Source organism: Chryseobacterium sp. Leaf405, from assembly GCF_001425355.1.
In the GTDB taxonomy this organism is placed as follows: domain Bacteria; phylum Bacteroidota; class Bacteroidia; order Flavobacteriales; family Weeksellaceae; genus Chryseobacterium.
Window position 1 is genome coordinate 30,744 of record NZ_LMQN01000005.1, and the last position, 21,831, is coordinate 52,574.

25 protein-coding genes are annotated in these 21,831 nt (G+C 31.2%); 19 read left to right on the plus strand and 6 right to left on the minus strand.

Translation table 11 applies throughout. The annotated features are described in order from the left end of the window. Nucleotides 1-92 precede the first annotated feature (92 nt). Nucleotides 93-251: a 50S ribosomal protein L34 gene (gene rpmH / locus ASG22_RS04440; protein ID WP_039365072.1), complete on the plus strand. Its 159-nt coding sequence runs from the start codon at nt 93-95 to the stop codon at nt 249-251. A 154-nt stretch (nt 252-405) separates the two neighbouring features. After that, nucleotides 406-1,116, plus strand: a complete 711-nt coding sequence (locus tag ASG22_RS04445) for a cell division ATP-binding protein FtsE (RefSeq protein ID WP_055981195.1) — start codon at nt 406-408, stop codon at nt 1,114-1,116. A gap of 45 nt (nt 1,117-1,161) precedes the next feature. Here the strand turns inward: ASG22_RS04445 and ASG22_RS04450 are convergent, their stop codons facing one another. From ASG22_RS04450 to ASG22_RS04460, 3 genes are read right to left on the minus strand one after another with little or no spacing between them, the layout of a single operon-like run. Next, complete coding sequence (locus ASG22_RS04450) at nt 1,162-1,860, minus strand: tRNA1(Val) (adenine(37)-N6)-methyltransferase (protein ID WP_055981200.1); 699 nt, start codon at nt 1,858-1,860, stop codon at nt 1,162-1,164. Further along, nucleotides 1,860-3,314, minus strand: coding sequence for a sensor histidine kinase (locus ASG22_RS04455; protein ID WP_055981203.1), 1,455 nt, complete (start codon nt 3,312-3,314; stop codon nt 1,860-1,862). The genes ASG22_RS04450 and ASG22_RS04455 overlap by 1 nt, the downstream gene beginning before the upstream one ends. Further along, a complete protein-coding gene (locus ASG22_RS04460; protein WP_055981337.1) occupies nt 3,304-3,900 on the minus strand; it encodes a riboflavin synthase in 597 nt (198 codons plus the stop codon). Before ASG22_RS04460 ends, ASG22_RS04455 begins: the two co-directional genes overlap by 11 nt. A gap of 49 nt (nt 3,901-3,949) precedes the next feature. On the opposite strand from ASG22_RS04460, the gene pdxA reads away from it, so the two are divergent. From pdxA to ASG22_RS04520, 12 genes are all read left to right on the plus strand, one after another. Then, nucleotides 3,950-5,041 (plus strand): 4-hydroxythreonine-4-phosphate dehydrogenase PdxA, encoded by a 1,092-nt coding sequence (gene pdxA, locus ASG22_RS04465; RefSeq protein ID WP_055981206.1) that lies wholly within the window; start codon nt 3,950-3,952, stop codon nt 5,039-5,041. A gap of 84 nt (nt 5,042-5,125) precedes the next feature. Further along, the gene (locus ASG22_RS04470) at nt 5,126-5,650 is read left to right on the plus strand and encodes a YceD family protein (protein ID WP_055981210.1); all 525 of its coding nucleotides are present in this window, start codon (nt 5,126-5,128) and stop codon (nt 5,648-5,650) included. Between the two features lie 59 nt (nt 5,651-5,709). After that, on the plus strand, nt 5,710-5,913 hold the full coding sequence (rpmF, locus tag ASG22_RS04475) for a 50S ribosomal protein L32 (RefSeq protein ID WP_055981212.1): 204 nt from the start codon (nt 5,710-5,712) through the stop codon (nt 5,911-5,913). A gap of 126 nt (nt 5,914-6,039) precedes the next feature. Then, nucleotides 6,040-6,522, plus strand: a complete 483-nt coding sequence (gene accB, locus ASG22_RS04480) for an acetyl-CoA carboxylase biotin carboxyl carrier protein (RefSeq protein ID WP_055981340.1) — start codon at nt 6,040-6,042, stop codon at nt 6,520-6,522. A 98-nt stretch (nt 6,523-6,620) separates the two neighbouring features. Next, on the plus strand, nt 6,621-7,976 hold the full coding sequence (gene accC / locus ASG22_RS04485) for an acetyl-CoA carboxylase biotin carboxylase subunit (RefSeq protein ID WP_055981215.1): 1,356 nt from the start codon (nt 6,621-6,623) through the stop codon (nt 7,974-7,976). Nucleotides 7,977-8,137: 161 nt separating this feature from the next. Next, a complete protein-coding gene (locus ASG22_RS04490) occupies nt 8,138-8,617 on the plus strand; it encodes a hypothetical protein (RefSeq protein ID WP_055981219.1) in 480 nt (159 codons plus the stop codon). A gap of 87 nt (nt 8,618-8,704) precedes the next feature. Continuing rightward, nucleotides 8,705-9,208 carry a hypothetical protein gene (locus ASG22_RS04495; protein WP_131726144.1) on the plus strand — a complete coding sequence of 168 codons (504 nt, stop codon included), beginning with the start codon at nt 8,705-8,707 and terminating at the stop codon, nt 9,206-9,208. A gap of 16 nt (nt 9,209-9,224) precedes the next feature. After that, nucleotides 9,225-9,743: a hypothetical protein gene (locus ASG22_RS04500; RefSeq protein ID WP_055981223.1), complete on the plus strand. Its 519-nt coding sequence runs from the start codon at nt 9,225-9,227 to the stop codon at nt 9,741-9,743. A gap of 200 nt (nt 9,744-9,943) precedes the next feature. Next, nucleotides 9,944-11,191 (plus strand): ornithine--oxo-acid transaminase, encoded by a 1,248-nt coding sequence (rocD, locus tag ASG22_RS04505; protein WP_055981225.1) that lies wholly within the window; start codon nt 9,944-9,946, stop codon nt 11,189-11,191. Nucleotides 11,192-11,323: 132 nt separating this feature from the next. Continuing rightward, nucleotides 11,324-12,082 carry a glycosyltransferase family 2 protein gene (locus ASG22_RS04510; RefSeq protein WP_055981228.1) on the plus strand — a complete coding sequence of 253 codons (759 nt, stop codon included), beginning with the start codon at nt 11,324-11,326 and terminating at the stop codon, nt 12,080-12,082. A 69-nt stretch (nt 12,083-12,151) separates the two neighbouring features. Beyond that, the gene (locus ASG22_RS04515) at nt 12,152-12,919 is read left to right on the plus strand and encodes a glycosyltransferase family 2 protein (protein WP_055981231.1); all 768 of its coding nucleotides are present in this window, start codon (nt 12,152-12,154) and stop codon (nt 12,917-12,919) included. Further along, a complete protein-coding gene (locus ASG22_RS04520; RefSeq protein WP_055981234.1) occupies nt 12,910-13,653 on the plus strand; it encodes a polysaccharide deacetylase family protein in 744 nt (247 codons plus the stop codon). The genes ASG22_RS04515 and ASG22_RS04520 overlap by 10 nt, the downstream gene beginning before the upstream one ends. On the opposite strand, the gene ASG22_RS04525 is transcribed toward ASG22_RS04520, so the two are convergent. Continuing rightward, nucleotides 13,650-14,729, minus strand: coding sequence for a glycosyltransferase family 4 protein (locus tag ASG22_RS04525; protein ID WP_055981237.1), 1,080 nt, complete (start codon nt 14,727-14,729; stop codon nt 13,650-13,652). The two genes, ASG22_RS04520 and ASG22_RS04525, sit on opposite strands and share 4 nt — an antisense overlap. A gap of 62 nt (nt 14,730-14,791) precedes the next feature. Here ASG22_RS04525 and ASG22_RS04530 point away from each other — a divergent pair, with 62 nt between their 5' ends. The 5 genes from ASG22_RS04530 to ASG22_RS04550 are packed head-to-tail and all read left to right on the plus strand — an operon-like array spanning nt 14,792 to nt 20,027. Then, nucleotides 14,792-15,772 (plus strand): hypothetical protein, encoded by a 981-nt coding sequence (locus ASG22_RS04530; RefSeq protein WP_055981240.1) that lies wholly within the window; start codon nt 14,792-14,794, stop codon nt 15,770-15,772. Further along, the gene (locus ASG22_RS04535) at nt 15,769-16,737 is read left to right on the plus strand and encodes a glycosyltransferase family 2 protein (RefSeq protein ID WP_055981243.1); all 969 of its coding nucleotides are present in this window, start codon (nt 15,769-15,771) and stop codon (nt 16,735-16,737) included. Before ASG22_RS04530 ends, ASG22_RS04535 begins: the two co-directional genes overlap by 4 nt. After that, the gene (locus ASG22_RS04540; RefSeq protein ID WP_055981246.1) at nt 16,738-17,778 is read left to right on the plus strand and encodes a hypothetical protein; all 1,041 of its coding nucleotides are present in this window, start codon (nt 16,738-16,740) and stop codon (nt 17,776-17,778) included. Between the two features lie 3 nt (nt 17,779-17,781). After that, on the plus strand, nt 17,782-18,741 hold the full coding sequence (locus ASG22_RS04545) for a glycosyltransferase family 2 protein (RefSeq protein WP_055981249.1): 960 nt from the start codon (nt 17,782-17,784) through the stop codon (nt 18,739-18,741). After that, entirely contained in the window at nt 18,738-20,027 is a 1,290-nt protein-coding gene (locus ASG22_RS04550) for a glycosyltransferase (RefSeq protein WP_055981252.1), read from the plus strand. The genes ASG22_RS04545 and ASG22_RS04550 overlap by 4 nt, the downstream gene beginning before the upstream one ends. Here the strand turns inward: ASG22_RS04550 and ASG22_RS04555 are convergent. Both ASG22_RS04555 and ASG22_RS04560 read right to left on the minus strand, forming a co-directional pair. Beyond that, nucleotides 20,024-20,668 (minus strand): glycosyltransferase, encoded by a 645-nt coding sequence (locus ASG22_RS04555; RefSeq protein WP_055981255.1) that lies wholly within the window; start codon nt 20,666-20,668, stop codon nt 20,024-20,026. The two genes, ASG22_RS04550 and ASG22_RS04555, sit on opposite strands and share 4 nt — an antisense overlap. Continuing rightward, nucleotides 20,668-21,831, minus strand: coding sequence for a glycosyltransferase family 2 protein (locus ASG22_RS04560; RefSeq protein WP_055981258.1), 1,164 nt, complete (start codon nt 21,829-21,831; stop codon nt 20,668-20,670). Before ASG22_RS04560 ends, ASG22_RS04555 begins: the two co-directional genes overlap by 1 nt.

The window sequence follows — 21,831 nt, forward strand, 5'->3', positions numbered from 1 at the left end:
AAAAAGATAGCTAATATTTGTATCTTATAAAAAAATCTATATCTTTGCAACCTGAAAAATTAATAGATTAATTACGATTTAAACATATAGTAATGAGTAAAAGAACATTCCAGCCATCAGAAAGAAAGAGAAGAAACAAACACGGTTTCAGAGAAAGAATGTCTACGCCAAATGGAAGAAGAGTTTTGGCTGCGAGAAGAGCTAAAGGCAGAAAGAGTTTAACTGTAAGTGCTGCGCGCGCTAAGAGATAATCTTTTTATTATCATATACAAATCATGCTTGAAAAGAAGTTTTTCAGGCATTTTTTGTTGTTAAAATTTCCTAAAAATTACTTTCTTTAAAGTTCTTTTTACTATTTTTAAAAGCTGAAAATATTTTTTAGAAACAGCACTTTAAAATTGAAATATGCCACATACAAATATCTCCGGAGATAACATCATAAGTTTGCAGCACGCAAAGATTGCGCAAAAAAACTTCACGGTTCTTTCTGATGTTAATTTGAACATCAAAAAAGGCAGATTCTGCTATCTTATCGGAAAAACAGGTTCCGGAAAAAGTTCACTTTTAAAGACACTGTACGGACATATTCCTTTGGCTTCTGGGCATGGATCTGTTGTTGGTTTTGATTTAGAAAAAATGAGAGCTTCAGACGTTCCCAACCTGAGAAGAAAGTTAGGAATTGTTTTCCAGGATTTCCAGTTACTTTCAGACAGAACGGTTGAAAAAAACCTGATATTCGTTCTTCAGGCAACAGGATGGAATGATAAAACAAAAATGGAAGACCGCATCAATGAAGTGTTAAGCAGCGTGAATATGAAGAGTAAAAAACACAAAATGCCTCATGAACTTTCAGGTGGTGAACAGCAGCGTATTGCGATTGCAAGAGCTCTTTTAAATCATCCTGATCTGATTTTGGCGGATGAGCCTACCGGAAACCTTGACCCGGAAACTTCTAATGAAATTATGACCTTATTAAAGCAAGTTGCATTGGAAAATGGAGCTGCGGTGGTAATGGCAACACACGATTATCACATGATTCAGAATTTCCCTGGAGAAGCGATCCGATGCGAAGATGGAAAAGTTTCTGTGCTTGATACAGCGGAATTATTTGAATAATAATTAAAAGATTTAGAGATTAAGAAATTAGTAAACTTCTAAAGTCTAACTTCTTTTGAAAACATGAAACTCTTTGGTGAGTTCAATATATTGGTCCGAGTATTGTCTCGGACTTTTTTCTATAATAAATCCCTGTTCTTCTAATGATTTTTCAGTTAAAGAAAATTCTAAAACTAATCTTTTCGTTTTTGAGTTTTCAATTCCTTTGATATTGATTCTTTTAATTAAAAACAGTTGATTTTCTTTAGCAATTTCAATAAAATCATTACCGACTTCAACAGGAATTATGACTGAAAAAATTCCGTTTTCAGAAAGTAAAGTTGATGATTTTGAAATTAATTGTTTGAAATTCAATTCAACAGTTTGTCTGGCAATTTTATCTTTTTTGGAATCAGAAGCTTCAAAATATGGCGGATTGGAAACAATCAAATCAAATTTATCTTCCGTTTTGAATTCTTTAAAATCCTGATAAATATTGTGTAATCTTGTACTAAATGGAGAATTCTGAAAGTTTAATTGAGTAAAATTTACTGCTTCTTCATTAATATCAATACCTAAAAATGCTGCGTCTGAATTTCGTTGAGCTAACATTAATGAAATTAATCCAGTACCAGTTCCCACTTCTAAAACTTTCGAAAAGCCATTAACGGTAGCCAAAGCGCCCAACAGAACACCGTCTGTTCCGACACGGAAGACATCTTTTGATTGTTGAATTTCAAACTGTTTAAATGTAAAAGGTTTCACTATAAATTAGTAGGTAATGTAATGGTAAATGTTGAGCCTTTTCCGACCTCAGATTTTACAATAATTTCACCTTTATAATCTTCTACCATTTTCCTTACCATTGACAAGCCAAGTCCCATTCCGCTGTTTTTGGAAGTAAAATTAGGTTCAAAAATTCTTTCGTACATACTTTCATCAATTCCAACTCCATTGTCTTGAATAGAAATCATCACTCTTCTCTGATGCTGCTCGACATCAACATTAATAATTAATTTTCTCTCATCACTTTCCGCTTGTTTTGCGTTGGTAACAAGATTGGTAATAATTCTTGACAGATAAATCCTATCCATCGTAATCATGATATTACTCTTGTTGGAATGCATGAAAATACTATCATCATTGAAAACCCGAAGAATATCATCAAATTCAGTATTCAGATTGATTATTTCATTATTTTTTTCGGGCAATTTTGCAAATTCTGAAAAAGCTGAGGCAACGGTTGCGATCAAATCAATCTGATCTACCATTGTTTTACTCATTTGCTTTACTCTTTCTCTGATATTCGGATCTTCGGGATCAAATTTTCTTTCAAAATTCTGAATCGTCAATTTCATTGGAGTTAGAGGATTTTTAACTTCATGTGCCACTTGTTTTGCCATTTCCCTCCATGCTTCTTCAGAAGCTTTGAAACGGAGCCTTTCTTTCTGATCCTGAATCTGAAGAATCATTCTGTTATAAGCTCTTGCCAAAGCATTTAACTCATCATTTTTATAATATCTGATGGGTCTCATTTCATTTTCAAACAATGTGATTCTTGTAATCATATCTGAAAATTTAGTGATATTTTTTGCCAGACTGTTAGACATCACCCAACTGATCCAGACACTGAACAAGATTAAAAAAACATCAACTAAAACAATGTATTTTACATAAACATTAAGAACTCCAAAATAAGCAGACTCGTCGTGATACAAAGGAATATAGACAATTGCAATCGGCTCAAGATCATTATTTTTCAATAATAAATAAGAAGAAGTAAGAACTGCATCTTTAGAAGCATCATATCCTTTAATATCGTACCTCGCTTTGGAAGAAAGAACTTTATTCACTATACTAATCGGAATACTTTTCTGTTCTGCTAGATTTTCTTCATTATTAGAAAGAAGGTAATTTCCTTTAAGATCATATAAAACAATATCGTGTTTATTGATGTCGGCAATTTCGAAAATTTTATTATCTAAAAGTTCCGGAAGATCTTTAGTTTGCGAGCGCTTCATGCTTACTGCATAATCCAGATACCGCATGACAGCACCTGTTTTATTCTGCATATCAATCTCACTTTGCCTGGTAGAATTTTCCCTCAGTACAAAATAAGGAACCAGAGAAGAAGCAACTACACTTAAAAGACATACCAGCAAGAAACCGAAAAATACACGGTTTCTCAAGCTATATCCTTTGTACATACTAATTGCCATTCTGTTTATTAATTAACCTAGCAATATACTTACCAATTATATCAAATTCCAGATTAACTTTATCTCCTATTTTTAAATTTTTCATATTGGTAAATTCCCAAGTGTAGGGAATGATCGCCACAGAAAATTGTTTGTCTTCGCTTTTTGCAACCGTTAAACTAATCCCGTTTACTGTAATTGAACCTTGAGGAACTGTAACAAAACTTCCGTTATCTTCATATTTCATGGTAATAAAATAACTTCCGTCTTTATTTTCAATACTTACTACTTCACCCGTCTTATCTACATGACCTTGTACGATGTGCCCGTCTAATCTTCCGTCCATTTTCATGCAACGTTCCAGATTTACAACAGAGCCCACTTCCCACTTTCCAAGATTTGTTTTTTCTAAGGTTTCATTAATGGCAGTTACAACGTATTTGTCACCTTCAATTTTCACAACCGTTAAACAACAGCCGTTATGTGCTAAACTTTGATCTATTTTTAATTCATTAGTGAACGGGCAGGTTAAAGTAAAATCAATATTACTTCCATTTTCTTCAATCTTCTCAATAACTCCTACTGCTTCAATAATTCCTGTGAACATATTTATTTTTGCTAAATTTGTAAAATTATAATCTTCAAAGATAATCAAAATGAACCCAAAAAACCATAAAGTACGAGTAGGAATTTCAATCGGAGATTTCAATGGCATAGGTCCCGAAATCATCATGAAATCGCTTGCAGACAAAACCATTACAGATTTTTTTACCCCTGTGATTTTTGGTTCGGGAAAATTGTTTACCTATCAGAAAAATATTTTTAAATTAAATTTAAATTTCAATTATATCAACGAAGCTTCACAAGCCCAAGCAGGAAAACTGAATATGGTAAATCTTGTGAAAGAAAACTCAACTGTAGAATTAGGAACTCCGACTGAGGAATCCACAAAAATGGCAATTGATTCTTTGGAAGCTGCAACAGAAGCTTTATTAAAAGGAGAAATTGATGTTTTGGTAACCGCTCCTATCAACAAAGACGAGATGATGAAGATGGGTTTCAAACATGCAGGTCATACGGGATATCTTGAAGAAAAATTCAACAAAAAAGGACTGATGTTTTTGGTAACGGACGATCTAAAGGTTGCCGTTTTAACGCATCATATTCCAATTTCTCAGGTTGCTGAAAATATTTCCAAAGAGAAAATTAAAAAGCAGATCAGAGTTTTAAACCAAACTTTAATTGAAGATTTTAACATTACAAGACCAAAAATTGCAGTTTTAGGATTAAATCCACACTCTGGCGACGGCGGCGTAATCGGAAATGAAGAAATTGAAATCATTTCTCCGGCAATCAAAGAACTTTCAGACAATGGGATCCTGGCTTTCGGACCTTTCCCGGCTGACAGTTTTTTCCAACCTAATAAATACAGAAGTTTTGATGCGGTTTTGGCAATGTATCACGATCAGGGATTGGCTCCGTTTAAAACATTAGCTTATGAAGAAGGAGTAAATTATACTGCAGGACTTCCTTTTATCAGAACTTCTCCCGATCACGGAGTTGCCTATGATATTGCGGGAAAAAATATTGCTGATGAGCAGAGTTTTACGGAAGCTATTTTCACAGCTATTAAAATATTTAAGAACAGAAGCGAATATAATGATCTGATGAGCAACCGTATGCAACCCCGAAGAATGGCAGTAGACAATGGTGTAGATGAAGATTTGCCGGATGAAACTGAAGGATAAATCTTTGGTGAAGATTTTAAATTAATTTGTTAGAAATTTTATTTGTTATTATAAAAAAATTGCATATTTTTGCACACTCATTTTATGGACAAGTTAAGAAACTACGACGTAAGCTTTTCCGGATTAAATACCGGGAAACACGAGTTCAGGTTTGAGATAGATAAAGAGTTCTTTCAATTATTTGACACTGAACAGGAATTTACAAATCCTAAAATAACAGCAGAAGTTTTCCTTGAGAAACATTCTACATTTTTAGAATTTGAGATAAAAGTAAATGGAACGGTAGAATTGGTTTGTGATATTACGAACGAAAATTTTGATCATCCTATTGAAAACCAAATCAAGGTCTTGGTAAAGTTTGGAGAAGAATATGATGACAGCGAAGAAGACGTAATCACCATCCCAACCAGCGACCATGCTTTTAATATAGCACAATTGACTTACGAGAACGTGGCACTTTCAATTCCAATGAAAAAAATATCACCGAACGTAAGCCAGGAAGATCTGGAAATTCTTGAAAAATTCAGTCCGAAAGAAACTGAAAAAGAGGAAGAACACGAAAGCGACCCGAGATGGGACGCGCTAAAAAATTTAAAGAATAAAAATTAAATAGTTTAATGATGGGATGATGAATCTCATCGCTCATCAATTAAAAAAGTTATTACAAAATGGCACATCCAAAGAGAAGACAATCGTCTACAAGAAGAGATAAGAGAAGAACTCACTACAAAGCTGTAGTTCCTCAATTAGCAAAAGATGCAACATCAGGAGAGCTTCACCTATACCACAGAGCTCACTGGCACGAAGGAAAACTATACTACAGAGGAAAAGTAGTATTGGAAAAAGAAGTAGCAACTACTGAAGAAAACTAAGAGTCGCTTTTCACTGAAAAACACTCATTTTAATACAAAAACCGCCCGATTTTCATAAAATTTGGCGGTTTTTTGTTGTTTTTTACGTTTTTTTGGTATCTTTGGCAAAAATCAAATATCAAATTTATGGACATTAAAGACATACAAAATCTTATCAAGTTTGTATCTAAAGCAGAGGTTTCTGAAGTGAAATACAAAACTAAAGATTTCGAAATCACTATTAAAACTCCATTAGCTGGAAGCGAAGTTGCGTATGCTCAACCTGCAGTTTACCATACTGCTCCTCAACAAGTAGCTGCTCAGGCTCCAATTGCAACTCCAGCTGCTGCACCTGCTGAAAAAGCTGAAGCTGCATCTGATGACAGTAAATACATCACAATTAAATCTCCAATGATCGGTACTTTCTACAGAAAGCCATCTCCTGATAAAGACGTATTTGTAAACGTAGGTGACGAAGTTTCTGTTGGTAAAGTTGTTTGTGTAATTGAAGCGATGAAATTATTCAACCAGATTGATTCTGAAGTAAGCGGAAAAATCGTTAAAATTTTAGTTGACGATGCTACTCCTGTAGAATACGACCAACCTTTATTCTTAGTAGACCCATCTTAATTAAGAAGTTAGATGTTAGACATTAGATGTTAGATTAAATTCTACATTAAAATAACATTATCTAATTTTCAAATTATCTAATTTTCAAACTGAAGAAGATGTTCAAAAAAATATTAATTGCCAATCGTGGCGAGATTGCAATGCGTATCTTACGTACTTGTAAAGAAATGGGAATCAAAACTGTTGCGGTATACTCTACTGCCGACAAAGACAGTCTTCACGTAAGATTTGCCGATGAAGCTGTTTGTATTGGTCCTGCAATGAGTAAAGACTCATATTTAAAAATTCCTAATATCATTGCTGCTGCAGAAATTACAAATGCAGACGCTATTCACCCAGGTTACGGTTTCTTATCTGAAAACGCTAACTTTTCAAGAATCTGCGAAAAGAACGGTATCAAATTTATCGGTGCTTCTCCTGAGCAAATTGAAAAAATGGGAGACAAAGCAAACGCTAAAGCGACCATGAAAGCTGCAGGAGTGCCTTGTGTACCTGGTTCTGACGGTTTGATCGAATCTTACGAACATGCTTTAAAGATTGCAGAAGAAACAGGGTATCCTGTTATGATTAAAGCGACTGCCGGTGGTGGTGGTAAAGGAATGAGAGCTGTTTGGAAAGCTGAAGACCTTAAAGATCACTGGGAATCTGCAATTCAAGAAGCTGTGGCTGCATTCGGAAACGGAGGTATGTACATGGAAAAACTGATTGAAGAGCCTAGACATATCGAAATTCAGGTTGCTGGTGACCAATTTGGTAAAGCTTGTCACCTTTCTGAAAGAGATTGTTCAGTTCAAAGAAGAAATCAGAAATTAACGGAAGAAACTCCTTCTCCGTTTATGACGGACGAGCTTCGTGAGAAAATGGGTGAAGCTGCTGTAAAAGCTGCCGAATTTATCTCTTATGAAGGTGTTGGAACGATCGAATTTTTGGTAGACAAACACAGAAATTTCTATTTCATGGAAATGAATACGAGAATTCAGGTTGAACACCCTATTACTGAACAGGTTATTGATTATGACTTGATCAGAGAGCAAATTCTTTTAGCTGCAGGAACTCCAATTTCAGGAATCAATTATTATCCTAAATTACATTCAATCGAGTGTAGAATTAATGCGGAAGATCCTTACGCAGATTTCAGACCATCTCCAGGGAAAATCACCGGATTAAACATTCCCGGAGGACACGGAATCAGAGTAGATACTCACGTTTATTCTGGATATACCATTCCTTCAAACTATGACTCAATGATTGCTAAATTGATCACAACGGCTCAAACCCGTGAAGAAGCAATTGCAAAAATGAGAAGAGCATTGGAAGAATTCTATATTGAGGGTGTAAAAACTACTATTCCTTTCCACAGACAACTGATGGATAATGAAGATTATCTTGCAGGAAACTATACAACAAAATTCATGGAAGATTTTGTTATGGATAGAAAATATGATAATCACTAAGATTATTTAAAAATAGATTTCAAACCGTCTCATTTCGAGACGGTTTTTTTATGCCTTCAAATTAAAAATCACCTTTTCGGGTGATTGCGGAACTCTCATCCTTATACTAACTTTGATACAAACCTCTTATCAAACATTTATAAACCTAAAAACTGTTACTCATGAAAAACTTAACTTTAATTCTATTTTGCCTGCTGGCAAATCTATTTTTTGGTCAGAAAAAATTTGACGATGAAAAGCTTATGGCTGTTCAGGATATTTTTTACAACTCTACGAAGAAAAATATCAATAATTTTATGACGGGTAAAGGCTATACTGTAGGAGAAGTCGAAAAAGGAGAAGGAGAAGATGGTGATGCTCATAGCTTCAAATCAGAATTCACCCGCGTACAAGTACAATATAATACAGATGGATCAAACGCCGGGGTGGTAATGTTATATGCAGGAGCAATAAACAATGCTTTTATCGAGATGAAAATTAAAGACGCTGGATATACTTTTGTTGAACATGAAAATGTAATTGACGGTGTGGATTTTAAAAGAAAGCAATGGTCTAAAAAAGGTGAAAAATATTCTTTTATAACCTATGCTGATGATACAGACAAAGTGGGATTTCTTGCCTTTGGAAAATTTCAGGAATAAAGAAATTACCTCATTAAAAAATTCAGAATCTCACAATTTCTTCGGTTGTGAGATTTATTATTTATATACCAAACAAAAAATATGGAAATGAAAAATACAGAAAGGTTTGTGCTAATTATCTTAATGTTAGGATTTTGGAATTTCAGTTTTGCTCAGGAAAAAGAAATTTTGAAAATTTTAAACCGTGAATTGAAAAGAGAAGTAAAAAGCCAATTTAAATCATCAAACTTTAATGGAGATACAATTAAAATTATTGAAGGATTTTCTATTACCAAAGATAAAATATTGACTTTTACAATTAGAAAAACAAGTCCGTATTTCAATGGTTACCAAATTATCAAACAACAAGTTCCGTTGAATAAAATAAAAAAAATTGGAAAAGACATCCAAATCATTTTGGAGACAGAAAAAAACGCAGTCGAGACACATTTTACAACATTCGATGAAAACCCAAAAGAACAAATCATCCATGAAAGTCTATTTTTCCTGTACTTTTCCAGCAAAAAAGAAAACGACGATCTTGGAATCGAATTGCAGGAAGCTTTTCGGAAAGCAGGTTATGAAGTTCAAAAAGGAAATTGGTATGATTGATTTTAATTACTAAAAAATGAAACTAAAAGGCAAAGAAAAAAATTTCTGGTGGGATTTTGCCAGAATTAAAGACTCAAAAAATATTCCGAATGAAATTTCGGGATTTTCAAGTATTGATTCTGTTGATGATGATGAATATTTCGCTGCACTTTTCGACAGAGTAAAAATCATCCATTCTATTTATTTTAAAGAAACCAAAATTACTGATGAAACGGTTCGTATGATTTCCAACATTCAACAATTGACAAGTCTGACTTTAATGAAACATCGCGACATTACAACAAAAAGCCTTCCTTATCTCAACAAATTAACTGATCTGGAATATCTCGACATCTGGAAAACAGAAATTACCATAAAAGATATTCATCACTTAAACCAGCTTCAAAATTTAAAAGAATTATATGTCGCTTCTTTGGGCTACGAATTTAGCAGCCATTCTCAAATGGAAAAAGATCTTATTTTAGAGGAAGTCATTACTTTAGAAACGATTTTACCCAATTGCAAAATTTATGTAGATCATCATCTTTATCATTAATTTTTATAGTTGATAAATTTATTCTCATTTATAATTCTTTGTGGAAAGATATTATAACTGCAACGCAATATTAATATCGATAATATTCTTAAATACTGAGATTTTAACCTTAAAATGAACTTAAATTAAGCTATTCTACAGTGTCTTTTCTGTTTATTCATCTCATTAATAATGTTTACATTTGCAGCAAACGTAAATTTATGTCAACAGAAACAGCAAAAAATTCTCAATATTTTATTGACCTTGAAGATAAACACGGCGCTCACAACTACCACCCTCTTCCTGTCGTTTTAGACAAAGGAGAAGGCGTTTTCGTTTGGGACGTGGAAGGCAAAAAATATTATGATTTTCTTTCAGCGTATTCTGCTGTTAACCAAGGACATTCTCACCCAAAAATTGTTGATGCTTTAGTAAAACAGGCTAAAAAATTAGCTTTAACATCAAGAGCATTTTACAACTCGAACTTAGGAGAATACGAACAAAAAATCACAACCCTTTTTGGTTTTGATAAAGTGTTACCAATGAATTCCGGAGCTGAAGCTGTAGAAACTGCAGTAAAATTAGCCCGAAAATGGAGTTATGAAATAAAAGGTATTGCTGAAAATGCAGCAAAAATTATTGTTTGTGAAAATAATTTCCACGGAAGAACAACAACAATTGTTTCTTTTTCTAACGATCCCGATGCTAACCAAAACTACGGACCTTTCACCCCAGGATTTATTAAAATTCCTTACAATGACCTTTCAGCTTTAGAAGATATTTTGAAAAATGATGCAGAAAATATTGCTGCATTCTTGGTTGAACCGATTCAAGGTGAAGCTGGTGTTTACGTTCCTAATGATGGTTTCTTGAAGAGTGCATCTGAGCTTTGTAAAAAATACAATGTTCTTTTCATTGCTGATGAAGTTCAGACAGGAATTGCAAGAACAGGAAAACTGATTGCCTGTCACCACGAAGATGTTCAGCCTGATATTTTAATCTTAGGAAAAGCACTTTCCGGAGGAATGTATCCTGTATCGGCTGTTTTAGCAGACAATGAGATCATGAATGTGATTAAGCCCGGACAACACGGTTCTACTTTTGGTGGAAACCCAATTGCATGTGCTGTTGCCATTGCCGCATTAGATGTTGTTGAGGAAGAAAAACTTTCTGAAAGAGCTGAAGAACTAGGAAAATTATTCAGAAGCGAGATTGAGAAATTAATTGAAAAATCTGATCTCATTACAAAAGTAAGAGGAAAAGGATTGCTTAATGCTATCCTGATCAATGATACTCCTGAAAGTTCAACCGCTTGGAATCTTTGTTTACAATTAAAAGAAAACGGGCTTCTTGCAAAACCAACACATGGTAATATTATCCGATTGGCACCGCCATTGGTAATCACTGAAGAGCAATTGTTAGATTGTGTTAAAATCATCGAAAAAACTATTCTTGATTATAAAAAATAAAGTAATTCCTATCAAATTATAAAAAAATAGCACTCACAATCAGAGTGTTATTTTTTTATTACAAAATTAAGCAATCGATTGATTAACTTTTTACGAAATTTGTCATCTAAGTTGTTTAATACGAAGTGAAAGATGAAAGATCAGAAAATAAGCGCATTATTAATTGTCTTTAATGAAGAAAAAAATATTGAGGAAGCATTAGAATCTGTAGAATTTGCAGACGAAATTATTGTACTTGATTCATTCAGTACCGATAAAACAGTGGAAATTATTAAAACCAAGTTTCCAAAAGTACAATTGTATCAAAATAAATTTGAAGACTTTACCAAACAGAGAAATTTGTGTATTTCGTATGCAAAAAATGAATGGATTTTATTTTTAGATGCTGATGAAAGGATAACACCCGAACTTAAAAAAGAGATACTGAAAGAAATTAAAAAGCCCGTAACTAAAAAAGCTTACTTTTTCAAGAGAAAATTCTTTTTTATGGGCGAGCAGGTTAATTATTCCGGAACACAGAATGATAAAAACATTCGTCTCTTTAAAAAAGAAGTTGCCCATTATGACGAAAACAAACGTGTGCATGAAGGCTTAGCAAATGTAGAAAACCCAGGAACACTTCAAAACTATCTTTTACACTTCTCTTTCGACTCTTACGAAGCCTATTATACAAAAGTTATCCATTATTCACGGCTTAAAGCAAAAGATCTTTACGAGAAAAAAACTCCTTACGGATTGATAAAACAACTATCTAAAAGCATCTTTAACTTTTTTAAAATGTATTTCCTTAAATTGGGTATTCTTGATGGTAAAAAAGGGATTATACTTTCCTATTTAAGTGCTCTCAGCTCATTTAAGACGTATGAATTTTTAAAGGAAGAGTATGCATAACGAATCTTATTTATTAGATATCAGATTCTAAAAATAAACTGTATTTTTGCAGCAGTAAGTCACCGTTTTATGAAGCTTTCTGTAGCAATAATAACCTTTAACGAAGAAAGAATAATCGAAAAAAACCTGAATGCTGTTCAGAATTTGGCTGATGAGATTATTATTGTTGACAGTTTTTCAACGGACTGTACCGAGGAAATCTGCAAAAAATTCTCTAAAGTAAAATTCATTCAACATCAATTTGAAGGGTTCGGAAAACAGAAAAATTTTGCAATCACTGAATGTTCTGGCAATTGGATACTATTTTTGGATGCCGATGAAATTCCTGACGAAACTGCAAAAGTTTCCATAAAAAATATTGTTTCTCAAGAAAACTCTGAATTTTTAGTTTATAATATTCAATTCAATAATATTTTCCTTGGAAAATCTTTAAAATACGGAGGCTGGGGCAACATAAAAAGAGAAAGACTTTTCAAGAAAGGCTTTGGAAAATATTCTGAAGATATTGTTCATGAATGTTTTATCACTTCAGAAAAAGTGGGCAAACTTAACGGCAAACTTAATCATTATACCTACAAAGATATTTATCATCACATTGAAAAATCAAACAAGTACACTTCAATGATGGCGGAGAAAATGTACAAAAATGGAAAAAGATCAACAATTTTTAAAATTCTGTTTAATCCTTTTTATCAATTTATAAAATCTTACTTTATAAGATTAGGCTTTCTGGATGGTTTGGTAGGATATTACGCAGCAAGTACAGCAGCTTTCTACACCTTTCTTAAATATAAAAAGCTTCATGAGATCACCAATGTAACCAAATCATGTTCATAAGTTTTTTTAAAAGAATATTCGGATTTTCAAAATCGGAAAGTATCCGCATTTTGATGTATCACAGTGTTTATCCGAAAAGTATGGACATCCAGAATGTTCTTACCGTAACATCTGAAAATCTTGAAGAACAGCTAAAATACATTAAAAAAAAATACAATACATTATTTTTCAAAGAGTTAGAAAATAATAAATCTTTGAAAAACAAACTTATTTTGACTTTTGATGATGGATATTATAACAATTTACAATATTTAATTCCGTTACTTGAAAAATACCAATTAAAAGCAACAATTTGTATTCCTACTGATTATATTCAAAAAAATGAAGGGAATACTGAGCGAAATTTTATGAGTTTCAATGAAATAAAATCTTTGAATCCTGAGTTTGTTGAAATTGCCTTGCACAGTCATTTTCATAAAAATTATTCTCAATTAACATTGGCTGAAGCTGAAGCTGATATCAGACAAAACATCGAAATTTTGGAGCAAAAACAAATCGATTTCACCAAAATATTGGTATATCCTTACGGTAAATTTCCAAAAGAAAATCAAAAGAAAAAGGAGTTCTTCAAAATTCTTGAAAGCTTAGGAATTATTGCCGCTTTAAGAATCGGAAACGCAGTAGAATCTTACCCCTGGAAAAACAAATTTGAGGTAAAAAGAATTGATATTAAAGGCGGTGACAGTTTTAAAATGTTTAAAATGAAACTGAAATTAGGGAAAATTAAACTTTAACTTAGAACTTTTTTGTATAGTTTTTCATAAGAATCTGCCATTTCTTTATACCCAAATTTCAATGCTCTTTCTTTTAACTTTTCAGCATATTGAATTGGATTTGAATTATAGGTTTCTATTCCTTCTTCATACACTTTCTGCATAGAATCTCCTTTGAAATCTTCAAAATAAAAAGCAAGCTCCCCTCCTATTTCCGGAAGACTTGTAAGTTTACTTAAAAATACCGGCTTTCCAAAATACATCGCTTCCACAGGCGGAATTCCAAACCCTTCGGCTAATGAAGGATGACAATAAGATTCACAATGTTGAAGCAGAAAATATTTCTTATTATTATCTATATTCTCAAGAATATGAACTCTGTTTTCCAGCCCTAGATATTTAACTTTTTGCAAAAATTTCTCTTTATATTCTGATTTGGCAGATGACGTAACCAGAACAAGATCTCTGTCATTATTTGCGATTAATTCCAGCAAAACTTCCTGATTTTTCTTGGGGAAAAGCACTCCGATATTCAGAATATATTTTTTATCCAAAAACTCATATTTAACTTCAGAATTAAAAATAATTTTTTCAGGAAATAGTAATCCGTTATAGATAACTTCAATTTTTACATCCGCCTTTAAAGTAAAAAGATGTTTGTTTTTAAGGAAATCTTCCTTTACAAACTGCGAAATACAAACGATGGCATCAGACTTGCCTATATTTTTCTGCACCAATTTGGTGCTTTTTAAGATTTTTTTTTCCGAACTGTTATCGTGAAGAAAATTAAGATCATGAAGAGTGGTTATTTTTCTCTGATTTTTAGAAATCTTATGAAAATAATCTGATAATTGGTGTGTTGTATGAATTAATGAAAAAGAGAAGGTGTTGATTGATATTTTTTTTTGCCAGAAATTCCAGTTGATAATATTAAAATTTGAATTAGTAACCGGAATATTTTTCTTTGGACCGTACAGAGTATAGTCAAAATCATGATTTTTTTCGTCAAGTCCTTTTATAAGAGAAATACATACGTTGGCAATCCCAGATTTGGGATATTTTAATCTTTCAACATCAATAAGAATTTTCTTTTTCATGAAAAACAGTGGCTTTTCGCCAAAAATATAAATTTAAATACTAATTTCTTTATTTTTGTTGGATGAAAATTTGTTTGATCAGCTTTGACTTTTGGCATTACGATGAACATATTGTTGAAAAACTTAATGAGAAGGGCATTCAGGCCTATCATATCAATATCGGAGCTTTTACCCACAAAAATTTGGGTGCACGACTAAAAAATACTTTTAGTAAAATATTTTTGGGAACAAACCCAAAATTTCACAAGAGACAAAATTTCATTATAGAGTCTTTAGAAAAAATAGGAAAACAGGATCAGATTCTGGTAATAAATCCCGAAGAGATTGAAGAAAGAGTGCATGAAAAAATAAGAGAATATACCGATAGAAATATTGCTTATTTATATGATAGTGTAGCCAGAAACCCTACAACTCATATTCTCCATTATTTCGACAAAGTTTTTTCTTTCGATGATGAAGATGTAAATACTTTTGGATTTGAAAAAATCACGAATTATAATTATCTTAAATATGTGCCTGCAGAAAGTCAAAAACCCAGACTTGATCTCTTTTATATCACTTCTTATGATAAGAGCAGGCTGGCTATATTAAATACCTTAGCAACAAAGCTTAAATCTTTAGGTGTAAAATTCAAAGCTACTATAGCAGGAAAAAAAGGGTGGAAAAACAAGGTAAAACAGATCGTTGACAAAACGAATGTTGATGTTTTAAGATTCAGGACTAAAAATATTCCTCATCATGAAGTGCAAAAATATTATAAGAACACCAAAGTAATTCTTGATCTGATGCGTGAGAACCAAACAGGTTTAAGTTTCAGAATTTTTGAGGCTATGGCTTTAGAGAAAAAAATAATCGCTGATAATCCGAATATAATACATTACGATTTTTATAATCCAAATAATATTTTGATATTAGATGAAAATTACGATAATATCAAAAAAGATTTTTTCGAAACACCATATGAAAAACTTCCTAAGGACATTTATGATAAATATACTTTGGATAATTGGGTGAATACTGTTTTTAATTTGAATTTGGAATGAAAATTTCTGTCGCATTATGTACTTATAACGGTGAAAAATTTCTTCGCCAACAATTAGATTCCATTTTAAATCAAACGGTAAAAGTTGATGAAATAGTAGTCTGTGATGATAGATCAAAAGATCAGACACAAAAAATTTTATCCGAATATAAAATTCAATTTCCGGATATTTTCAAAATACATATCAACGAAAAAAACTTACGCAGTGTAAAGAATTTTGAAAAAGCAATTTCACTTTGTACAGGCGATATTATTTTTCTGAGTGATCAGGATGATATTTGGGAGAAAAGTAAAGTAATCATTTTTCTGAGTTATTTTGATAAACATCCTAATGTAAATGCTATTTGTAGTAATGGCATTGCAATAGATGAGGACGGAAGCCCATTAAATAATTTAACAATTTGGGATGTTCCGAAATTATTACAAGATCAGGATATTAAAATTGATTATTTCAACCTTATTGCATTCATAGAAAATATTGCAACTGGTGCTGGAATAGCTTTTAGAAATACGATTAGAAAAGAAATTCTTCCTATTCCTCTTAAAGATGGATTTCATCATGATGAATGGATTGCATTATTAACATCATATGAGCAGAGTTTTATCATGATTAATGAAAAACTATTTCAATACAGAATTCATGCAAATCAGCAAGTAGGTGGTGTAATTTATAGAAATGATGATTCTACCAAGAAAAGACTTGTTAATCATTTTAACCTGTTTTCAGAAGAAAAAACATTTTCACAATACAAGAAATTTCTAAAAAGATTGAGTCAAAGCTATAAAAAGCATACTCATCTTTTAAATAAAGCAGGAAACGGAAATTCTGAAATTTCTCATGAAATTGTAAAAAGATGCAAACAGCTGTTTATCATTCACAGAAAAAATATGAAAAAGAAATATCCTTTGAAATTTTTTATTCTAAGTATAGCCGACAGTCTTAATGATAAAAGAAAGATAAAATAAATGCCAGAAAATCAATTTCTAAGAGATAAAACGATAATTATTGCTATTCCAAATGATTTTGGTCTTCCTGAAATGTTTAAAAAAAATCTTGAATTTTTGGGAATGATTGTTTATTTACTTCCCCATTCTGAAAACCATCATAAAATTTCGATTATTGACGAGTTAAAACATATTGGTCGGAAAATCTTTAAGAAAGATCGATCTTATAAAAATATAGCAAAAGAACAAAACCGTCTGAGGATAGAGCAACAAATACATCACAATTTATTAGATTCTATTTCTGAAGAAATAGATTTTGCACTTATAATACGTCCGGATCTGCTTAATAATGATATTATCGAAAAAATAAAAGGAAAGGCAAAAAAAATGGTCGGTTATCAATGGGATGGATTGGAAAGATATCCAAATATCTACAGAAAAATAAAATATTTTGATAGTTTTTTTGTTTTTGACCAGAAAGACTTAGCTTTCGACCCAAACTTTAAACTTATAACTAATTTTTATTTTGATTTTAATATAGAGGAACATTTATATCCAAAAAATGACGTATTTTTTATTGGTAGCCATATAGAAAGCAGAATGCCCAAATTGATAGAAATTTCTTCATTTTTAAAAAAAAATGGTTTTAAGATTGATATAAATGTTATTGGAAGCTCACGAAAATACATAGAAAAAAATTCAGAATCGGGAATAACTCATATCACGGAAATTTTTGATTTTGAAAAAAACTACAATAAGATTAAAAATGCAAAAGCTATTTTAGATTTATTAAATAATGTACATAATGGGTTATCTTTACGCACATTTGAATCTATCGGATTGAAGAAAAAACTAATCACAAATAATCTGGAAGTAAAAAATTATGACTTTTATAATAAGGATAATATTTTTATTATTGGGGAAAATAAAACAGATGATATCTCAACATTTTTGTCAACACCATATAATGACCTTAATTTCGAAATTTATAAAAAATATGGCTTTACAAACTGGATCTGCAATATTTTAGAAACTTCGGAATATTTGCCTATAATCAATTAAATAATGAAGATTTCTGTAGCACTTTGTACTTTCAATGGCGCAAAATATATAAAAGAACAATTAAATTCAATTTTAGATCAAACTCTTCCAGTAGATGAGATTATCATTTGTGATGATCTTTCTACAGATGGCACCTTTGAAATTCTTTCTGATTATCAGAAAAATAACCCGGAAATTTTAAGAATTTTTCAAAATGAGAAAACTCTTAAAAGCGTAAAAAACTTCGAAAAAACAATATCACTTTGTACAGGGGAAGTTACCTTTCTAAGTGATCAAGATGACTATTGGTATCCTGAAAAAGTAGAGATTTTTATAAATAAATTCAAAGAAGACACCGCAATGCTGGCTTTCTGTTCCAACGGATTCTTAATGGATGAAAATTCTAAAATAATGAATGATTATTTTACAAAATGGGATGTTTATGAAAAATATTCAGAGAGCAAACCTAATTTTGAGATGTTTAACTTTATTACTCAAAAAGGTAATTTTTCTACAGGAGCAACAATGGCTATAAAAACTGAATTTGCAAAATCTGTTTTCCCAATTCCCCAACTTCAAGATTTTCATCATGATGAATGGCTTACTCTTTTAGCAACTGTTGACGGAAAAATGGGATTTATTCCACAAAAACTTATCAATTATAGAGTACATTCTTCTCAACAGGTTGGAGGAATTGCATTTCATAATGACAGTAATTATTTTAAAGAAATATTATCATATTTTAATTTCAATAATGATACTGATGATTTTAAAAGTATAAAAAGCAGAATAAAAGCACAGGTTCAATGGCATAATAAATTCCTAATTAATTTTAAAAGCAATACTACACAATTTAAATTTCTACGAAATAAGTTTTTAGATGAATATAACAAAAATATTATACTGATGAAACAAAAATTTGGAATAAAATATTTTTTAGTATCCATAATAGATAAACTAACTAATAAAAGGCAATTGAAATGAATAAAAACATTGGTATAAATATTTCAGGATATATAAATAAAGTTTTTGGTCTGGGTGTAGCTGTAAGGGCAAATATTGAGGCAATAAGACAAGCAAATATTCCCTATAGCATTAATGATTTTAATCTCCAATTTTCAGATAATGTCAAAGAAACTCATCTAGAAGAGAGTTTCTCTTTAGAAAATCCTTATCCAATAAATCTAGTTCAAATAAATATAGATAGGTTAGATGAAGTTTTTAAAAATATTGACCATAATTATTTTAAAGGAAAATATAATATCGCATTTTGGGCTTGGGAGCTAGAGAACTTTCCAGATGCCGCAAAACCTTATTTCAATTTTTTTCAGGAAATATGGGTTCCCAGTAATTTTTGTGCGGAAGCAATTTCAAAAATATCTCCTATTCCTGTATTAAAATTTATGCATCCTATTTCTCTTGCAAAACCAAGTTATATTCGCAGTGAATTTAATATTTCCGAAGACAAATTTGTAATTCTTACGATGTTTGACTATTACAGTTCTATCTATCGTAAAAATCCTCTCGCAACTATAGATGCTTATGAGAAGGCTTTTGGTAAAAACCATACTGAAGCAATTTTAATAATTAAAACTTCTAAAAGCACGGATTTTCCAATGGAAAAACAAATGTTAATAGATAGAATAGCTGATAATAAGAGTATCACTATATTAGAGGAAATTTTAGATGAAGATAGGCTTTATAGTTTAATTAATTGCTGTAACTGTTTTATATCATTACATAGATCAGAAGGCTTTGGACTTACCATGGCAGAAGCAATGTACCTTGAAAAACCTGTAATTGCCACTGCTTATTCTGCCAATACTGAGTTTATGAATATCAACAACTCATTTCCTGTGAAATACTCCATGGTCAGTGCAGAAAATCAGTATTACTACAGCACAGAGAAAGATTATTGGGCAGACGCAGATACAGATCATGCCGCACAGCATCTTACATTTATTTATCAAAATCCAGATGAAACGAAGAAGATAGCTTTAAAAGGAAAAAAGCATATTGAGTTGTACTTATCACCTAAAACAATTGGCGAAAAAATCAAAGATAGAATTTCATATATTGATGAAACATTTTTAAACAAGGGAGAAAACAAAATATCTTCAGAGATTACTTTACTTGAATTCGAGAAAAAACAACTTCAGGAAAAAATTAATAGACTTAAAAACTATTTTCCAATCAGAATGAAACTTGCTTTTAAAAACCTACAAAACAAAATTACAGGAAAAGATAGAAAGTATTTCTGGGAAGATTAGTTAATTGTATCATAGAAAGCATTTTGTTGCTTTTGTTTTGTAATACTTTTCTTATGAATTAGGCAATAGGTATAATCTTTAGGAAGTTCTGTGGATCTTGTATTTCCATAGAAAACTTCGTGTACTTTATTTTTCCAGAATATTTTCTTATTATTTTTTATAATTCTTGGCTGATAATCTGGAAAATTGATATACCCATCCTCATTGACATTCCAGTTCATTTCTTTAATATACTCCTCAGAAATATCATCTACAATGTTAATTCTTGGAATAAGAAAACAATCAGATTTTTTTTCTTTGCGAAGATATGGTTTTATATTTTTCAGCAGTTTCTCAGCAGGATATTCATCTGCATCTATCTGAAACAGATAATCTCCTTTTGCATTATGAATAAGGATATTTTTGAATGTAGCAAAATCACCGTTCAATTTAGATTCCAATCTCACGACAGAAGAACCATAACTACTGATCAGCTCAGAAACTTTTTGATTTTGATTGGTAACATCTTGAAGAATAATAATTTCATCATTCTTATCAATTTGTGGCAGTAAAATATCTAGCAGTACTTTTAATTCATCGTACTCATTACATACTGTAATTCCATAAGTAATTGCAATTGGTTTTAATAAAAAATCAAACATTATTTCCTTATTATTAATTGTTGTTCGTAGGACTTTTCTTTCAGTACATTTATTTTCAATTGATTACTTTTAAACCAATTTTTGCTTTTAAAAAGTCTTTTCCAAAGACTTTTTTTTGATTTTTTTTCATTTTCAATAATATCTACAAGATTTCTAAAACTATGCATATTTTTTTCATTAAGTTTATTCGAATTAAATTTTATTATGACATCATCAATAAACTCTGAATCTTTAGTTTTAAACTTTTCTCGCAAATTAAATATCGTGTTTTTTTGCTCATCTGAAATATACTTTTCAGGTTTAAAATCGGAATAAATATGATCGACAAAGATTTCAAGTGCTCTAACCGAATCTTCGGTCGGGTTCTCCAGATAAAGACCATATTTTAGTTTCTTTTTGCTTTTAGATTGATTATTGAACCCCCATTTTCTTACAAAATTCCTCAAAGAATTTTCTTCGATATTTTGCGTTTTATATTTAAATTCATCAGAAAATCTTGAGGTTTTGCTCACAAAATGATATACTATCGCATTTGGGCATACAAAAATTTTTTCTCCAGATATTTTCAATCTCAAAATTAGATCATCATCTTCGCAAAACATCGGTTTAAAAATCGGATCTAAACCATTTATTTTAACTAAAATATCTTTTCTAGCTGCCAAAAAAAAGCTCACGTCTTCTGTAAATTCTCCCTTTTGGCTCGTTTGATTATTCTCAAATTGGAAAAAATCATCAAACCGAAACGTTTCAAAATCATCTCCGAAATCCTGAATCTCTTTCCAAAGCCTTTTATCTCCAGCAAAAATAGGAGGTTCTATTACTTTGTAATAAACAACATTGTGTATTGAAAGAGTATTTTCAATTTCTGATAAAAAGTTTTTACCAATTACCATATCATTGTGAAGAAAACAGATATAGTCTTTGGTTGCTATTTCTATTGCTTTATTGTAAGTATCAGAAAGAGTTTTCTCTTCTTTACTAAAAAAATAAATGCAATTTTCATCCTTTAAAGAATAGAGCCAATCATTTGTGCCATCCGTACTTCCATAACTTACAAAAACAATTTCCGTTTCAGGATAGTTTTCTCTTATAAACTCATAACAACGTTTAGAATATTCTAAGTTATTTTTTAATCCTATTAAAAACGAAATATTATTAATCAT

What these genes read in the sequence shown, in the direction of transcription:
- ASG22_RS04470 (WP_055981210.1), top strand. Translation starts at nt 5,126, where the DNA reads ATGGACAAGTTAAGAAACTACGACGTAAGCTTTTCCGGATTAAATACC.
- ASG22_RS04500 (WP_055981223.1), top strand. Translation starts at nt 9,225, where the DNA reads ATGAAACTAAAAGGCAAAGAAAAAAATTTCTGGTGGGATTTTGCCAGA.
- accC (WP_055981215.1), top strand. Translation starts at nt 6,621, where the DNA reads ATGTTCAAAAAAATATTAATTGCCAATCGTGGCGAGATTGCAATGCGT.
- ASG22_RS04515 (WP_055981231.1), top strand. Translation starts at nt 12,152, where the DNA reads ATGAAGCTTTCTGTAGCAATAATAACCTTTAACGAAGAAAGAATAATC.
- accB (WP_055981340.1), top strand. Translation starts at nt 6,040, where the DNA reads ATGGACATTAAAGACATACAAAATCTTATCAAGTTTGTATCTAAAGCA.
- ASG22_RS04455 (WP_055981203.1), bottom strand. Translation starts at nt 3,314, where the DNA reads ATGGCAATTAGTATGTACAAAGGATATAGCTTGAGAAACCGTGTATTT.
- pdxA (WP_055981206.1), top strand. Translation starts at nt 3,950, where the DNA reads ATGAACCCAAAAAACCATAAAGTACGAGTAGGAATTTCAATCGGAGAT.
- ASG22_RS04490 (WP_055981219.1), top strand. Translation starts at nt 8,138, where the DNA reads ATGAAAAACTTAACTTTAATTCTATTTTGCCTGCTGGCAAATCTATTT.
- ASG22_RS04530 (WP_055981240.1), top strand. Translation starts at nt 14,792, where the DNA reads ATGAAAATTTGTTTGATCAGCTTTGACTTTTGGCATTACGATGAACAT.
- ASG22_RS04555 (WP_055981255.1), bottom strand. Translation starts at nt 20,668, where the DNA reads ATGTTTGATTTTTTATTAAAACCAATTGCAATTACTTATGGAATTACA.
- ASG22_RS04460 (WP_055981337.1), bottom strand. Translation starts at nt 3,900, where the DNA reads ATGTTCACAGGAATTATTGAAGCAGTAGGAGTTATTGAGAAGATTGAA.
- rocD (WP_055981225.1), top strand. Translation starts at nt 9,944, where the DNA reads ATGTCAACAGAAACAGCAAAAAATTCTCAATATTTTATTGACCTTGAA.
- ASG22_RS04550 (WP_055981252.1), top strand. Translation starts at nt 18,738, where the DNA reads ATGAATAAAAACATTGGTATAAATATTTCAGGATATATAAATAAAGTT.
- ASG22_RS04520 (WP_055981234.1), top strand. Translation starts at nt 12,910, where the DNA reads ATGTTCATAAGTTTTTTTAAAAGAATATTCGGATTTTCAAAATCGGAA.
- ASG22_RS04540 (WP_055981246.1), top strand. Translation starts at nt 16,738, where the DNA reads ATGCCAGAAAATCAATTTCTAAGAGATAAAACGATAATTATTGCTATT.
- ASG22_RS04525 (WP_055981237.1), bottom strand. Translation starts at nt 14,729, where the DNA reads ATGAAAAAGAAAATTCTTATTGATGTTGAAAGATTAAAATATCCCAAA.
- ASG22_RS04445 (WP_055981195.1), top strand. Translation starts at nt 406, where the DNA reads ATGCCACATACAAATATCTCCGGAGATAACATCATAAGTTTGCAGCAC.
- rpmH (WP_039365072.1), top strand. Translation starts at nt 93, where the DNA reads ATGAGTAAAAGAACATTCCAGCCATCAGAAAGAAAGAGAAGAAACAAA.
- rpmF (WP_055981212.1), top strand. Translation starts at nt 5,710, where the DNA reads ATGGCACATCCAAAGAGAAGACAATCGTCTACAAGAAGAGATAAGAGA.
- ASG22_RS04545 (WP_055981249.1), top strand. Translation starts at nt 17,782, where the DNA reads ATGAAGATTTCTGTAGCACTTTGTACTTTCAATGGCGCAAAATATATA.
- ASG22_RS04495 (WP_131726144.1), top strand. Translation starts at nt 8,705, where the DNA reads ATGAAAAATACAGAAAGGTTTGTGCTAATTATCTTAATGTTAGGATTT.
- ASG22_RS04535 (WP_055981243.1), top strand. Translation starts at nt 15,769, where the DNA reads ATGAAAATTTCTGTCGCATTATGTACTTATAACGGTGAAAAATTTCTT.
- ASG22_RS04560 (WP_055981258.1), bottom strand. Translation starts at nt 21,831, where the DNA reads ATGATTAATAATATTTCGTTTTTAATAGGATTAAAAAATAACTTAGAA.
- ASG22_RS04510 (WP_055981228.1), top strand. Translation starts at nt 11,324, where the DNA reads ATGAAAGATCAGAAAATAAGCGCATTATTAATTGTCTTTAATGAAGAA.